The following is a 14,296-nucleotide window of genomic DNA, read 5'->3' as shown; positions in this document are numbered from 1 at the left end:
GGCCGAGTGCCCCGGCTGATTCCGTGGCGGATGTGGGGTCGGTTGCCTCGCTTGATTCCTCGCCGGATGTGGAGCCGGCCGCCTCGGCCGATTCCGTGGCGGATGCGGGGCCGAGTGCCCCGGCTGATTCCGTGGCGGATGTGGGGTCGGTTGCCTCGCTTGATTCCTCGCCGGATGTGGAGCCGGCCGCCTCGGCCGATTCCGCGCCGGATGCGGAGCCGAATCCACCGGCGGATTCCGCCCCTGATGCACAGCCGGACTCGGATTCCCCGGCCGCCCCCGAATCGTCCGCGACGGACACCCCCGCGGATCCCGCAGTTGCCGATGCCGAACCCGTGGGCGCACCGCCCCGCACGGAAAAGGAATGACTCACATGCGCAAGACCACCGCTGTGCGGGCGGCCGCGGCCGCTGCCGCCGCCCTGCTCACCGTGACCGCCTGCAGCAGCCAGCGCGGGCAGGACTCCCAGGACACCGCAGCCGACGGTGCCTGCAAGGGTCAGCAGACCACCGGCATCACCGACAAGACCATCAAGCTGGGCGGCATCTACCCGCTGTCCGGACCCGCCTCCGCCTACGGCACGATCAGCAAGGGCGTGGCGGCCTACTTCGACCACGTCAACGACCACGGCGGCATAGACGGCCGCAAGGTGGAGTTCACCGTCCGCGACGACGGCTACCAGCCGCCCAAGGCGGTCGAGGAGGCCCGCAGACTGGTCGAGCGGGAGAAGGTCTTCGCCGTGTTCCAGAGCCTGGGCACCCCGTCCACGGCAGCCGTCTGGGACTACCTCAACCAGCAGAAGGTGCCGCAGCCCTTCGTCGCCACGGGTGCCTCCGTGTGGGGCACGGACGACAAGCACCCCTGGACCATCGGCTGGCAGCCGAACTACGTCTCCGAGGCGCGGGTGTACGCCAAGTACCTCAAGGACGAGAAGCCGAAGGCCAAGGTCGCCGTCCTCTTCCAGAACGACGACTTCGGCAAGGACCTGCTCGGCGGGTTCAAGGAGGCCGTCGCCGGCAGCGGCGTCAAGGTGGTCGCCGAGGAGAGCTACGAGGTCACCGACCCCTCCGTCTCGGCGCAGATGACCAGCCTCGCCCGCTCCAAGGCGGACGTGCTGCTGAACATCACCACGCCCAAGTTCGGCAGCCAGGCCCTCGCCGCCGACGCCAAGAACACCAAGTGGAACCCGCTGCACATCGTCAACAACGTCTCCTCGTCCGCCGCCGTGCTCAAGCCCGTCGGCTTCAAGAACGTCCAGGGCGTGGTCTCGGCGACGTACTTCAAGGACCCCGCCGACCCGCAGTGGGCCGACGACCCGGAGATGAAGGCGTACACGGACGCGCTGCACAAGTACGCACCCGACTCCGACCCGGCCAACCAGTTCAACGCCTACGGCTGGGCCGTCGCCTCCAGCCTGCACAAGGCGCTGGACGCGATGAAGTGCCCGACCAGGGAGGGGCTGCGGGACGCGGTGCGTGACCTGAAGGACGTGAAGGTGGGCATGCTGCTGCCCGGGGTCACCCTCTCCACCGGGGCGGACGACGCCTTCCCGATCGAGACGATGCAGCTGATGCGCTTCAAGGGCGAGCGCTGGCAGCTGTTCGGCAAGCCGGTGGACACCCGCAAGGAGTTCGGCCCGCCGGCGAAGTGAGCCGGCGGGGGCGGTCCCGGTCGATGCCCTGACACCTCGGGACCGCCCCCGCCCCGTCATCGGCGCCCGCCACGCCGTACCTCGCGGCGGGCGAGTCCGTGGCCTCACCGGTTCAATGGGACAAAGAGGTGTCCAGCGGTGGAGAAGCGGATGACGGAGCTCAGCGAAAGCCACGACGATCCGTTCGCCCCGCACCTCGCAGCCCTGGCGGTGCTCGACGACCGGGGCGTCGTGGTCGGATGGAACCGGATGGCCGAGGAACTGCTCGGCCATCCGGACACCGCTGTGATCGGCCGTCCGGCCTTCGAGGTCCTCGTCGATCCTCACGATCTTCCGGCTGCCAGAGAAGCCGCGGGGAAGTGCCGGAGAGCCGGCGGCTGGTTCGGGGTGCTCAACGTCCGGCACCACGACGGGCGGCTCGTGGCGATGGGGCTCAGGGCCCATGAGCTCTCGCGTGACGGCCGGGCCCGTGAGTGGTTCCTCGCCGGGGCACTCGCGGCCGACGTCCTGGAGTGGCAACGGGACCGCGCGGTTCTCGACGGGCTGTACCGCCGGTGCCCGATCGGCCTCGTCGTCCACGGCCCCGACCTGAGACTGCTCAGGGTCAACCGGGCCATCGAACGCTTCAGCGGCGTCCCGGCGGCGGACTTCCGGGGCCGGCCCACCGGCTGTTTCCTTCTCCCCGACGACGCACGCAGAGCCGTGGACCGCGTGCGCCAGGTCATGGACACCCGACGGCCGATGGTCTACTCCGAGCAGTTCGTGCGCCTGGAGCAGGATCCGGCCCGCGAGCGGGTCGCGATGGTCTCCTCGTTCCCGATGGAGGATCCCTCCGGCCGCATCCTGGGCGTGGCCGAGATGATCGAGGACATCACCGAACGCCATCGCGCCCAGCGTCGGCTCGCGCTCCTCGACGAGGCCGGCGGCCGTATCGGCACCACCCTCGACGTGGCGGAGACGGCCCGGGAACTCGCCGAGGTGATGGTGCCTCACCTCGCCGACCACGCGTCGGTCGACCTGCTTCAGCCGGTGACGCGCGGTGAGGAACTGGCGCGGCCCCTGTCCGGGCCGGTGGTCCGCGTGGGCGCCAGCGGCGTCGGTGCCCAGCAGTCCGGCCCGCCCCACCCCGAGGGCGAGCCGGTGGAGTTCGCGCCGGACACACCCCAGGCCAGATGCCTGGCTGAGGGGCGGCCCGTCCTGGAACCGGTTCTGCCGCCCGACTGGTTCTCGACGGAAGGCCGGCAGGGGGCCCGTACTCCGGACCTGGGCGTCCACTCGTTGATCGTGGTCCCTCTCGTCGCACGGGGCCTGGTGCTGGGAGTGATGACCCTGTGGCGTTCACGCCGCCCCGATCCCTTCGAGGCGGACGATCTCACCCTGGCCCAGGAACTCGCCTCACGCGCCGCCGTCGCCATCGACAACGCCCGGCGCTTCACCCAGCAACAGCAGACCGCGTTCACCCTGCAGAGCAGCCTTCTGCTGCGCGCGGTCCCCGACCAGTCGGCCGTCGAGGTGGCCCTGCGGTACCTGCCGGCCAGCGCGGCCCCCGGCCTGGGCGGCGACTGGTTCGACGTCATCCCGCTGTCCGGGGCCAGGGTCGCCCTGGTCGTCGGCGACGTGGTGGGACGCGGCATCCACGCCGCCGCCACCATGGGCCGGCTGCGTACCGCCGTACACACGCTCGCCAGCCTCGACCTGGAACCGGACGAGGTCCTCTCCCGCCTGGACGACCTGGTCAACCTCCTGGCGGCCGAACAGGAAGCCGCCGGAGAGCGGCCCGTGGACGAGCAGGTCGTCGGCGCCACCTGCCTGTACGCCGTGTACGACCCGGTCTCCGGGCGGTGCTCCATGGCCCGCGCCGGCCACCCGCCGCCCGCCGTGACCGCCCCGGACGGACAGGTGACGCTGCTGGACCTGCCCGCCGGCCCACCGCTCGGCCTGGGCGGCCTGCCGTTCGAAGCCCAGGACGTCGAACTGGCCGAGGGAAGCCTGCTGTGCCTGTACACCAACGGACTGATCGGTGAAGGCCAACTCGATGCCGACGACGGACTGGCCAGGCTCCGTGCGGCGCTCAGCCGCCCCGGCGACGCGCTGGAACGGACATGCCAAGCGGTGGTCGACTCGCTCGTGCCCTCGCGCCCCAGCGACGACGTCGCCTTGCTGATCGCCCGCACGCGCAAGCTGCCACCGGACAGTGTCGCCTCCTGGCATCTGCCGCTGGAGCCCGCCAGCGCCGCCCGGGCCCGGGCCCTGACCTCCGCCAAGCTGATCGAATGGGGGCTGGAGCACTTGTCGTTCAGCACCGAGCTGATCGCCAGTGAACTGATCACCAACGTCTACCGCTACGCCAGTGGCCCCGCGACCCTGCGGCTGATCCGTGAACGGCGTCTGGTGTGCGAGGTGAGCGACACCAGCCACACCTCCCCGCACCTGCGGCGCGCCCGTACGACGGACGAGGGCGGGCGCGGCCTGTTCCTGGTGGCCCAGATGACCGACCGCTGGGGTACCCGCTACACCCGCGAGGGCAAGACCGTGTGGACCGAACAACCGCTGACCGGCGCACCCGTCTGACTCGCTCGCGCCGCGGCCGGAGCGGGGGGCCTGAGCCGGCCGGCCCCCCACACCGCCGTGGTCACTCGGCCGCGGCGAGCAGCCGTGCCTCGTTCTCCTCGTACAGTCGCCGGTGCTCGCGGCTGTCGGCGACGCGGTGCCGGTGGTCCAGACGGCTGCCCAGCCAGCCCGCCAGGTAGCCGAACGGGACGGAGACCAGTCCGGTGGACTGCATGGGGAACAGGGCGAAGTCGGCGTCGGGGAAGACGGCGGACGGCGTGCCCGAAACCGCCTTCGAGAAGACCATGAGCAGCAATGCGCAGGCGCCGCCGCCGTAGAGGGTGGCGAGCAGGCCGGTGCGCGTGAACCCTCGCCAGAACAGGGAGTAGGTGAGCGCGGGTGCCACCGCCGATGCCCCGATGCAGATGGCCAGTGTGGTCAGCACGCCGACGTCCCAGTTCTGCACCATGGTGGCGAGCCCGATGGCCACGACTCCCACGGCGACGCTCGTCCACGCCGCCACCGTCATCTCGGTACGCGGCTCGGCCTCTCCCCGCCGCACCGCGTGGGCGAACAGGTCGTGGGCGAGCGACGAGGCCGCCGCCAGGGTCATCCCCGCGACCGACGACAGCAGGGTGATGAACACCATGCCCGCCACGGCCGAGTACAGGATCGTCGCGCCCGCGGAGTCCGGGGCGCCGCCGAGCATCTGCGACAGCATGAGCAGCGACGTTCGGCCCTGCGGATCGGCCGCGGTGAGGTACTGCGAGCCCACCAGAGCCGCCGCACCCGTACCCATGATGATCACCAGGAGGCAGAACGTGGTGACCGTGCCGACCGCCCACGACATGGAGCGACGCACCGCCGGCACGTCCTGCGCGGAGTACAGGCGCATCGTGATGTGGGGCAGGCAGGCCACCCCGAGGACCACGGTGATCTGCAGGCCGGCGAAGTCCAGCCGGTCGACCGCCGAGGTGCCGAGCTGCAGGCCCTGCTGGAGGAAGGCGGGGCCCGCGCCGCTGCCCTGCTGGGCGGCCCGGAGGACTTCGCCGGGGCTCCAGTCGAAGCGGTTGAGCACGAGAGCGGCGACGACGGCGCTCGTGCCGAGCAGGATCACAATCTTGATCATCTGAATGAGCGCGGTGCCCCGCATGCCGCCGATCGCCGCATAAATGATCATCAGGCTGCCGACCACGACGATGCACGCCGTCCTGGCGCCCGCTGCGTGCGGGATGCCCAGGATGAAGGTGAGCAGCGACCCGGCTCCGGAGAGCTGGACGACCAGGAAGGGCAGAGTTGCCGAAAGCGTCACCACACAGGCTGCGATACGCACGGCCCGACCGGGCATGGTGCGGGCCAGGACGTCGCCCATGGTGAACCTGCCCGCGTTGCGCAGGGGTTCGGCCAACAGGAACATCAGCAGCACCAGGGACAGGGCGGTGCTGACCGCGAGGACATAGCCGTCGTAGCCGGCGAGCGCGACGATGCCGGTGGTGCTCAGTACGGTGGCCGCGGAGATGTAGTCGCCCGCGATCGCCAGGCCGTTCTTGAGCGGGGTGAGCGAGAGGTAGCCGGTGTAGAAGTTCGTCAGGTCGTCGCGGTCCGGTCCCGCCATCACGCACATCATCAGCGTGACGGTGACCAGCGTGGTGAACAGGACCAGGACGATGGCCTGCGTCTCGTGGCTGAAGCCGGTCATCTGGCTGCCCCCGCGTTCCGGCCGGCGGGAACCGCCTGCTCCCTGACGGCGCGGGCCAACGGATCCACCGCGCGTTGTGCGCTGCGTCCGTACCAGAAGACCGCCGCGAAGGTCACGACGAGTTGGAGCACGCCCAGAGCCATGCCCAGGCTCAGCTCTCCTGCGATCTCGGATCCCATCAGTCCGGGCGCGTAGCAGGACAGCACGACATACACCACGAAGGAGCCGAGCGCGGTGAGCGTGGCGACCCGGCGCAGCAGGCGGTAGGCCGAGCGCAGCGCGGCGAGGCCGGGATCGGGCCGGTGATCCTCGTGCGGGTAGGGGGCGTCCCAAGGGGCCTGCCACGCGTACGAGTCGTGGCGCGGGGCGTCGTATCCGTACGACTCCGGCCATCCCGTCGGTGCAGAGGGTGGGTACCGGTTCTCGTCGGCGTATGTCATGGTCTGGCCTTCCACTGCGGCTCGGAACCGCGAGGTGAACGGGGGTGAGGGTCCGCGCACCATACCGACTGGATGGTATGACTGTAAGTCCACCGGGGGTCACGTTATGGAATTGATGTGGCGCTCCGGCCGGGGAGCGGCCGCGCGGCACGCCGGAAAACTTGACCGTCTCAAGTATTGGCGGCTACGGTCTCAGTTATTGCTTGAAGTGCACCAGCTTCGACATTCTCAAGTAGTTTGTGTCGGCGCTCTGACCCGCGGCTTCTCCGAAAGGCATGCACGAATGAACACCTCCGACCGCACCGACCACGCATCCGTTGCCCCACCGGTCGATCACCGCACCGCGGTCGCGGCGGAGACCGCCCGGTTCGTCGCAGCGGTCCGGGGCGCCGACCTGTCCACAGCGGTGCCCAGCTGTCCCGGCTGGACGCTCGCCGACCTGGTCAAGCACACAGGCAGTGTCCAGCGCTGGTTCTCGGCCATGCTGCGGGCACGCATCCAGGAGCCGCCGCGCAAGCGGGAGGTGGATCTGCGGCTTCCGGAGCGGGAGGACGGATACCCCGACTGGCTGGCCGAGAGCGCGACCGTGGCGGCGGACGCGTTCGCGGCCACGGACCCGAACCTTCCGATGTGGGCGTGGGGCGCCGACCGGCACGCCCGCTTCTGGGCACGCCGCATGCTTTTCGAGACCCTGCTGCACCGGGTCGACGCCGAACTCGCACTCGGCCTCCGGCCCGCCATCGACCGTCCGGCCGCCGTGGACGGGATCGACGAGTTCCTCGTCAACCTGCCCTTCGCCGCCCTCTTCGCCCCCAAGGTGGCGAACCTGCGCGGCCCGGACAGGACCATCAGCTTCCGCACGACCGACGGGGACGAAGCCTGGCTCGTTCGCCTGCGACCCGACGGCTTCGGCCTGGACACGGCCCACCCGGCCGCCGACACCGCTGACGCGACCGTCCGGGGAACCGCGGCCCAGCTGCTCCTGCTCGTCTACGGCCGCCTGTCCTACGAAGCAGAGGCCTTCGCACACGACGGTGACGAGCAGCTGCTGGCCAACTGGTTCGCCAACTCCGCCTTCTGACTGCCGCCGCGGAGCCGGGGAGCCGAACCGTCAATGGCATACTGCAGGTCCGATGAGCGAACCAACCGCCGCAGCCGAACGCCCCACGACCAAGCGTGATGAGCAGCGAGAGGCCTCCCGGCGCAGGCTCTTGAACGCGGCGGTGGAGATCCTCGCCGAAGAGGGTTACCTCGGCCTGACGGTGAAGAAGGTCGGCGAGCGTGCCGGAGTCAGCCGGGGCATGGTCAACTACCACTTCACCTCCAAAGCGGGGCTCGTGGAAGCCGTGGTCGCCGATATCCGCGAGACGTTCATCGACGTGCTCCGGGCGCAGCCCGGATACGCGCGGATGAGCGGGCTGGAGGCCGTACTGGCCAAGCTCGACCAGTTCTTCGCCAGACTGGCCGAGCCCGGTCCGGGGCTGCGGGCGCGCGCGTTGCTCGTGCTGCTCGTCGAGGCGGTCGGCAGCGCCGACGGGGTCAAGGGCTTGATGGCCGAGCATCTCAGTCTCGTGCGCAGCGGCGTCGAGGACGACATCCGGCGGGGGATCGCGGACGGAAGCATCCGCCCGGACCTGGATACGGTCGCGCAGGCGTTCTTGGTGGAGAGCATCGCTCGCGGAGTGCTGCTGCAGTATCAACTGGACTCGGCCCGCACCCGGCTGGCGGACATCGCACGAGCCGCCCACGAGATGCTGGTGCTCGGTCTCACGGCGACGCCGGGCGACGACTGAGTTCCGTGGCGACCGGCCCCGCCGCCCCGGCCGCTCTCGGCCGAGGCCGGCCGGGGACTGGGACGCCGCGCGTCATACGGCGCTCAGGCCGCCGTCCACCACGAGGCTCTGGCCGGTGATGTAAGAGGCGCGGTCGGAGAGCAGGAAGGTGACGGCCTCCGCGACCTCCCATGCGGTGCCCTGGCGGCCCAGGGGGATGCGGGTGAGCGAGGCCGTCCGGGACGCCCGCCCGGCCGAGGCCTGCCGACCCATGGGGGTGTCGATCAGGCCGGGCACGACCAGGTTGGCGCGGATCCGGCGAGCCCCTCCCTCCTTGGCGACATGGCGGGTGAGCCCGAACAGGCCGGCTTTGGAACTGTCGTAGGCCGGCGATCCGGTGGCGGCGCGCAGTCCCGCGACGGACCCGATGAAGACGACGGCGCCTCCGTCGGCCAGTGCCGGAAGACCGTGCTTGGCGGCCAGAAAGGGCGCACGCAGATTCAGGGAGAGCACCCGGTCCCAGTCCGCGGGCGACGAGCCCTCCAGCCCGGTGCCGAGACCCACTCCCACATTGACCACCAGCGCATCCAGCCCACCCAGCCCGCGAACCGCCTCGGCGACCATGGCGGCCGACTGCTCGGCCTCCGTGGCGTCACCCACCACGCTGACGCCCAACCTGCCCTCGCGGCCGACGAGTTCGGCGGTCGCGGCGGCGGCCGGAGCGGCCACGTCGGCGCAGGCCACATCGGCGCCCTCCCGGGCGGCGAGGACGGCGATCGCCCGGCCGTTGCCGACCGGTGCGCCCGGGTCGTCGTCGGGGCGGGTGCCCGCGCCGACCACCAGGACTTTGCGGCCGGTCAGTCGACGGGCTGGTCGCTCCAGATGTCCCTCACTCATGGGTCCGGTCTCCCTCCGGAAAGCCGGCGCCGTCGAAACCGGGGTCCAACTCCACGCCGGTGGAGTTCAGGAAGAAGGCCACCATGTGGTACTGCCCCACCACCATGACGACCTCGATCAGTTCGGCGTCACCGAAGTGATCGGCCAGAACCTCCCAGGTGGCGTCGGACACCTGTGCACTGCGGTTCAGCTCGTCCGCCGCCCGGACGAGGTGCCGCTCGACGTCCGTCCAACCGGGTGCTTCAACTCCGGCGGTGAGGCGGTCGATATCCGCGTCGCTGACGCCCGCGGCCTTGGCCAGGGGGAGGTGCCGCCCCCACTCGTAGCGGGCGCCGGTGTTCCAGGCGGTGCGCAGGATCAGCAGCTCACGGAGCCTTCCCGGCAGTCGGCCCGTGCGGAGCAACTGGCCTCCGAAGGGCATGAAGTGCTCGTAGAGGTCGGGATGGCGCACGAGGGTGCTGAAGATGTTCGGGACCCGGCCCCCGGGGTCCTGGGGTGCGGTGGCCAGCAGTTTCCGGGTCCGTGCATCCCACCGTTCTTCGGGGAGCGGCATCAGCCGCGGACGGGCCTGCCGGGCGGATTCGTGGCGCGGTGACATGGCGACCTCCAACGTCCGAGGCGCTCACCCTAAAAGACTGGCTGAACGCTTAGCAAGTGAACTGGCGGGCAAGGTGGGTGTTCACGCTTCCCGAACGATGTTCGGTTTACCGGACCACGAGGTACCGTGAGGGACGGAATCCCGGCGCTGCGAGAAGCGGAGCGCGGAGCGATACGGGGGTGGAGCAATGGCACGACCGACCAGACCGATCCTCAGCCGGGGGCGCATCTGCGCCGCGGCGCTGGGCATCGTGGACCGTGACGGGCTCGACCAGTTGTCGATGCGCAAGCTCGCGGGGGAGCTCGGCGTCCAGGTCTCCTCGCTCTACGAGCACGTCAAGACGAAAGACGACGTCCTGCACGAAGTCGCCAACGCCATCATGGAGGGCGTGGACGTCTCCGGCTTCGAGGCCGGCGACTGGCGGCACGGCGTGGCCTCCTGGGCCCGGTCCTATCGCGCGGCCCTCGCCGCCCACCCGCACATCGTGCCGTTCCTCGCCTACGGTCCGGCCCGCCGCGAGGCCTCGCTGCGGCGTGCCGACGCCGTCCACGGCGGCCTGGTCGGGGCCGGATGGCCCCCGCGCTACGCCACGATGATCGGGGCGTCGACCAAGTACCTGGTCATCGGATCGGCGATGGCCTCCTTCGCCCGCGGGTTCGACGACGACGTACAGGTCTACGTCGAGCGGTATGCGTATCTGGCGGACGCCCACCGCCTGGCCGACCACGCCGACACCATCGACCGGGACAGCTTCGAACTGGCCCTGGAGATGTTCCTCGACGGCCTCGGCCGCCTGCATGAGCGCGTCGCGGCCCCTCAGGATCAGGGGCGTACTCCCCGTCCGAACGGCTGAGCCACGCCTCCCGCGCATCCCGCGCGCCCGCCGCGACGCCGCCTGCCGCCGGGTCCCTGCCCGTGCACGCACTTGCCGCCGGCGCCTTGTCCTACGCCGTGGTCCACTCTAAGCTCCCCGAACCGAACGGCGTTCGGTTCATCACGGCGGGTGACTTCCGCACGGACACGGCCTGACGCCCTCGCCCGCAATGAGGAGTTGATGTCGTGTACGGATCCAACGAGCCGCCCCTCGGATTCCATGAACCGTCGCGTGGATTCCCTGAACCGCCGCACGGGTTCCATGCCCCACGCAGCAGAGGGACGGCGTACGTCGGCGGCCCCTTCGACGCAGTGGGCGCCACGCCCGAGGCGATGACCGCCCTCGCGGAGCTGCGCGCCGCGCGTCGATCCCGGATCTTCCCCGTCGCCTCGGCCGTACTCGGCCTCTACCTGCTCAACGCCCTCCTGGTGAGCACGGCGCGGGACGTGATGGCAGTCAGACTCGTCGGTCATGTGAACGTCGGGCTGGGGTTGGCGTTGCTGCAGTGCGGCACCACGCTCGCGGTCTGCCGCTGGTACGCGCGCTTTGCGCGCACCTCTCTGGACCCGCTGGTCGAACGGGCCCGTGCGGGGTTCCCGGCCCGAGGGGAGAAGCGTTGAACACCGCCTCCGCATTCGCACAGGGCTCCGTACTCGCCCAGGGCAACCACGCCGCCGTCGTCATCACCTTCTTCGCGGTCTTCGTCGTAGGGGTCGTGCTCATCTCCCTGCTCGACGCCTCGGAGACGGACACACCCCGCCGCTTCTTCGCCAGCGGTCGCCGACTGTCCTCCTCACGCAACGGCATCGCTCTGTTCGGCGACTTCATCTCCGCCGCGACGCTGCTGGGCACCCCGGGGTTGATCGCCCTGGCCGGGTTCGACGGCATCCCCTACCTGCTGGGCCCGATCGTCGCCTGGGCGGTGATGCTCCTGCTGGTTGCCGAGCCGTTTCACAACACCGGCCGCTACACGGTCGGCGACGTGCTCGCGCACCATCTGCGACCGCGCCCCGTCCATATGGCCCTGGGTCTCGCCACGCTCGTGATCTCCCTGTTCTATCTGACCGCCCAGCTGGTGGGGGCCGGTGCCCTCGCCGCCCCCTTGCTCGGCATCTCCGGAGTCGTCGCACAGAACTTCCTGATGCTGTTCCTCGGTGTCCTGATGATCATCTACGTGGCCATCAGCGGAATGCACGGGGCGACGCTGGTGCAGTGCTTCAAGGCCGCCTTCCTGCTCGTCGCCAGCGCGTTCCTGGCCCTGCTCGTGCTGGCGAAGTTCGGCTGGAACCCCAGCCGTCTGCTCGGGGCCGCGGCCGACCGCAGCGGCGTGGGCGAGCACTTCCTGGCACCCGGAGCACGGTCCCAGGGCGGTGCCGCCGACACACTGGACGGGCTGAGCCTGCAACTGGGAGCGGTGCTCGGAGCCGCGGGCCTTCCGCACCTCCTGCTGCGCCTGGGTGCGGTTCCCACCGCGCGAGCCGCCCGCAGGTCCGTCCAGTGGACGGCCGCCCTGACGTGCGCCTTCTGCCTGATGGCCGGCGTCCTGGGGTTCGGCGCGGCGGCCGTGGTCGGCCCGGAGGAGATCCTGAGCGGGAACGCTTCGGGGAATACGGCCACCCTCCTGCTGGGCGACGCCCTCGGCGGGTCGGTGCTGCTGACCGTGATGTCCTGTGCGGCGTTCGCCACGATCCTGGCCGTCGTGGCGGGCGTCGCCCTGGCGGCGGCGACCTCGATGGCGCATGACATCTACGGAGTGGTCATCAAGAAGGGGCGCGCGACCGAGTCCCAGGAAGTGCTGGTGGCCCGGGCATCCGTGGTGCTGATCGGCTCCGCGGCGACGGCCCTGGCCCTGTGGGCCTCCCGCATCAACGTCTCCTTCGCCGCCGGACTGGCCTTCGCCGTCGCCGCCTCAGCCGTCCTCCCGGCGTTGCTGTACGGCCTGTACTGGCGGGGCTTCACCACCACCGGAGCGGTGTGGAGCATCTACGGCGGCTTGATCAGCTCGGTGGCGCTGGCCGTGTTGTCGCCCGCCGTCTCGGGAAGTCCGACGGCATTGTTCCCCGACATGGACTTCGCCGCGTTCCCGCTGAAGTATCCGAGCATCGTCTCCATTCCGCTGGCCGTTGTGCTCGGATGGCTCGGCTCCGTGCTGAGCAGGGACAAGCCCCATCCCGCCGCCCGAGCCGCCTTCGAGCGCCGCATTCTCGCGGGCAGCGACGCCCCCTGAGTGATCGCGCCGGTGTGAACCTGCCTGTTCCATGGCGCATGACCGTTTCCGGTGCCCGTCCCGGGGAACGCGGCAGGACTGCACGATCCGACCCTGATGGGAGGGCGGGCATGACCGAGCAGAAGAAGGACCGCGGAGACCGTTACGACCGGGCGCGCAGCGACGAGGAACCCGGTGCGCACTCGGGCGCCGAGAGCCAGGCACGCAAGCGAACGGTGCCGGGCACGGCAAGTGGCACGGAGGGGTACCAGCCGGAGCGCGGTACCACTGCGGGCAAACCGCTGGAGGGTGTCGAAGCCACCGAAGGCACCCAAGGCACCCGGGGCGAGTCGGACGGCGGCGGAGATCCTGGTCGCCGCCGGAAGGCGCCTTGACCCACGAGAGCCGCTGACCGTCGTCCCTGCCCGTCGCCTCGCCGCCGTGGCGCAGGGCGTGCTTCTGACGATGGGGGAGACCTGGAGCCTTCATGGAACCGCGTCACGACGCCCCTGCCCCTGGGATCGCCCCCGTGGCCCTGATCACCGGATCCGACTCCGGTATCGGCCGCGCCACCGCGGTCCGGTTGGCGCAGGCCGGGATGGACGTCGGCATCACCTGGCACCGGGATCACACAGGGGCGGAGCGGACGGCCGACGAGGTACGGGCCACCGGGCGGCGCGCCTCGATCGAGCAGCTGGACCTCACCCGGCTCCCGGAGGCCGCGGGGGTCATCGACCGACTGGCCGACGAACTCGGCAGGGTCGACATACTGGTCAACAACGCCGGGACCGGCACCATGACCCCGTTCCTGGATCTCGACCTCGACACCGTCCGTCAGGTCATCGACGTCGATCTGGTGGGGCCCTTCCTGTGCGGGCAGCGCGCCGCCCACCGCATGATCGACCAGGGGGACGGGGGCCGGATCATCAACGTCACCAGTGTCCACGAGCACCAGCCACGCGTGGGTGCGGCGCCCTACTGCGCCGCCAAGGGCGGGCTCGGGCTGCTCACCCAGGTCATGGCGCTGGAACTGGCCGAGCACGGGATCACTGTCAACGCCGTCGCTCCCGGCGAGATCGCCACACCCATGACGGGCCGGACGGACACCGACGTCACCACCGAACGGCGGCCCGGTGTGCCACTGGGCCGCCCGGGCGATGCCCGCGAGGTCGCGGCCGTGATCGCCTTCCTCGCCGGTCCGGACGCGTCCTATGTCACCGGCGCGTCGTGGGTGGTGGACGGGGGCATGGTGCGGATGGGGCCCCAGGCAGGTTCCCACCTCCCGGACGATGCGTGGCGGCACCTGTGAGCGCGGGCATCTCCTTCGATTGCGATCCACGAAGTCCCGAATTCCGTTTGGCGCGGCGCATATCGGAAACCTCGTCGGACACCTGTCCCGAAGGATCTCCGCAGGAAGAGGTGTCACCGTGGGAGCACTCGTCTGGCTGCTGATTCCGGTTGCCGTGGGAGTAGGGGTCGGTATCTGGTGTGTGGTCGTCCAGCGGGACGGAACTCCGACGCTGGGGCGTGACATGGCTCGCCATGAGCGGATGAAGGAAGTGCTGGAACGCAACGCGGTCGCCGAGTCGGACAGGGTCTAGGAGAGCCG

At 70.5% G+C, this 14,296-nt stretch carries 14 protein-coding genes and 1 pseudogene; 11 read left to right on the top strand and 4 right to left on the bottom strand.

Annotated elements, in window-relative coordinates; translation table 11 throughout:
* The 3 genes and pseudogenes from ACIBU0_RS30810 to ACIBU0_RS30800 all read left to right on the top strand — a co-directional run.
* A pseudogene (locus ACIBU0_RS30810) lies at positions 1 to 368 on the top strand (hypothetical protein); the annotation flags it as partial.
* A gap of 5 nt (positions 369 to 373) precedes the next feature.
* The gene (locus ACIBU0_RS30805; protein ID WP_398824933.1) at positions 374 to 1,651 is read left to right on the top strand and encodes an ABC transporter substrate-binding protein; all 1,278 of its coding nucleotides are present in this window, start codon (positions 374 to 376) and stop codon (positions 1,649 to 1,651) included.
* Positions 1,652 to 1,801: 150 nt separating this feature from the next.
* Positions 1,802 to 4,222 carry a SpoIIE family protein phosphatase gene (locus ACIBU0_RS30800; RefSeq protein ID WP_398824931.1) on the top strand — a complete coding sequence of 807 codons (2,421 nt, stop codon included), beginning with the start codon at positions 1,802 to 1,804 and terminating at the stop codon, positions 4,220 to 4,222.
* 61 nt (positions 4,223 to 4,283) lie between these two features.
* Here the strand turns inward: ACIBU0_RS30800 and ACIBU0_RS30795 are convergent, their stop codons facing one another.
* Together ACIBU0_RS30795 and ACIBU0_RS30790 are read right to left on the bottom strand one after the other, a co-directional pair.
* Positions 4,284 to 5,900, bottom strand: coding sequence for a cation acetate symporter (locus tag ACIBU0_RS30795; RefSeq protein WP_398824929.1), 1,617 nt, complete (start codon positions 5,898 to 5,900; stop codon positions 4,284 to 4,286).
* Positions 5,897 to 6,340 (bottom strand): DUF485 domain-containing protein, encoded by a 444-nt coding sequence (locus ACIBU0_RS30790; protein ID WP_398824927.1) that lies wholly within the window; start codon positions 6,338 to 6,340, stop codon positions 5,897 to 5,899. Before ACIBU0_RS30790 ends, ACIBU0_RS30795 begins: the two co-directional genes overlap by 4 nt.
* A 283-nt stretch (positions 6,341 to 6,623) precedes the next feature.
* Between ACIBU0_RS30790 and ACIBU0_RS30785 the strand changes: the two genes are divergently transcribed.
* Positions 6,624 to 7,421, top strand: coding sequence for a maleylpyruvate isomerase family mycothiol-dependent enzyme (locus ACIBU0_RS30785; protein WP_398824925.1), 798 nt, complete (start codon positions 6,624 to 6,626; stop codon positions 7,419 to 7,421).
* 52 nt (positions 7,422 to 7,473) lie between these two features.
* Entirely contained in the window at positions 7,474 to 8,133 is a 660-nt protein-coding gene (locus tag ACIBU0_RS30780) for a TetR/AcrR family transcriptional regulator (RefSeq protein ID WP_398824923.1), read from the top strand.
* A 72-nt stretch (positions 8,134 to 8,205) separates the two neighbouring features.
* Here ACIBU0_RS30780 and ACIBU0_RS30775 read toward each other — a convergent pair whose 3' ends face one another.
* Both ACIBU0_RS30775 and ACIBU0_RS30770 read right to left on the bottom strand, forming a co-directional pair.
* The gene (locus ACIBU0_RS30775) at positions 8,206 to 9,009 is read right to left on the bottom strand and encodes an SDR family NAD(P)-dependent oxidoreductase (protein WP_398824921.1); all 804 of its coding nucleotides are present in this window, start codon (positions 9,007 to 9,009) and stop codon (positions 8,206 to 8,208) included.
* A complete protein-coding gene (locus ACIBU0_RS30770) occupies positions 9,002 to 9,607 on the bottom strand; it encodes a carboxymuconolactone decarboxylase family protein (RefSeq protein WP_398824919.1) in 606 nt (201 codons plus the stop codon). Before ACIBU0_RS30770 ends, ACIBU0_RS30775 begins: the two co-directional genes overlap by 8 nt.
* A 187-nt stretch (positions 9,608 to 9,794) precedes the next feature.
* Between ACIBU0_RS30770 and ACIBU0_RS30765 the strand changes: the two genes are divergently transcribed.
* From ACIBU0_RS30765 to ACIBU0_RS30740, 6 genes are all read left to right on the top strand, one after another.
* A complete protein-coding gene (locus ACIBU0_RS30765; protein ID WP_398824917.1) occupies positions 9,795 to 10,460 on the top strand; it encodes a TetR/AcrR family transcriptional regulator in 666 nt (221 codons plus the stop codon).
* A 206-nt stretch (positions 10,461 to 10,666) separates the two neighbouring features.
* The gene (locus ACIBU0_RS30760; RefSeq protein WP_398824915.1) at positions 10,667 to 11,101 is read left to right on the top strand and encodes a DUF485 domain-containing protein; all 435 of its coding nucleotides are present in this window, start codon (positions 10,667 to 10,669) and stop codon (positions 11,099 to 11,101) included.
* Positions 11,098 to 12,708 carry a cation acetate symporter gene (locus ACIBU0_RS30755; protein ID WP_398824913.1) on the top strand — a complete coding sequence of 537 codons (1,611 nt, stop codon included), beginning with the start codon at positions 11,098 to 11,100 and terminating at the stop codon, positions 12,706 to 12,708. Before ACIBU0_RS30760 ends, ACIBU0_RS30755 begins: the two co-directional genes overlap by 4 nt.
* A gap of 110 nt (positions 12,709 to 12,818) precedes the next feature.
* Positions 12,819 to 13,082: a hypothetical protein gene (locus ACIBU0_RS30750; RefSeq protein WP_398824911.1), complete on the top strand. Its 264-nt coding sequence runs from the start codon at positions 12,819 to 12,821 to the stop codon at positions 13,080 to 13,082.
* Positions 13,083 to 13,174: 92 nt separating this feature from the next.
* The gene (locus tag ACIBU0_RS30745) at positions 13,175 to 13,996 is read left to right on the top strand and encodes an SDR family oxidoreductase (protein ID WP_398824909.1); all 822 of its coding nucleotides are present in this window, start codon (positions 13,175 to 13,177) and stop codon (positions 13,994 to 13,996) included.
* A gap of 118 nt (positions 13,997 to 14,114) precedes the next feature.
* The gene (locus ACIBU0_RS30740; protein WP_398824908.1) at positions 14,115 to 14,288 is read left to right on the top strand and encodes a hypothetical protein; all 174 of its coding nucleotides are present in this window, start codon (positions 14,115 to 14,117) and stop codon (positions 14,286 to 14,288) included.
* The last annotated feature ends 8 nt before the right edge of the window (positions 14,289 to 14,296 follow it).

The organism is Streptomyces sp. NPDC049627, from assembly GCF_044465645.1.
In the GTDB taxonomy this organism is placed as follows: Bacteria; Actinomycetota; Actinomycetes; order Streptomycetales; family Streptomycetaceae; genus Streptomyces.
Note: the sequence above shows the minus strand (reverse complement) of the source record. Positions and strands in the feature narration are given on the sequence as shown.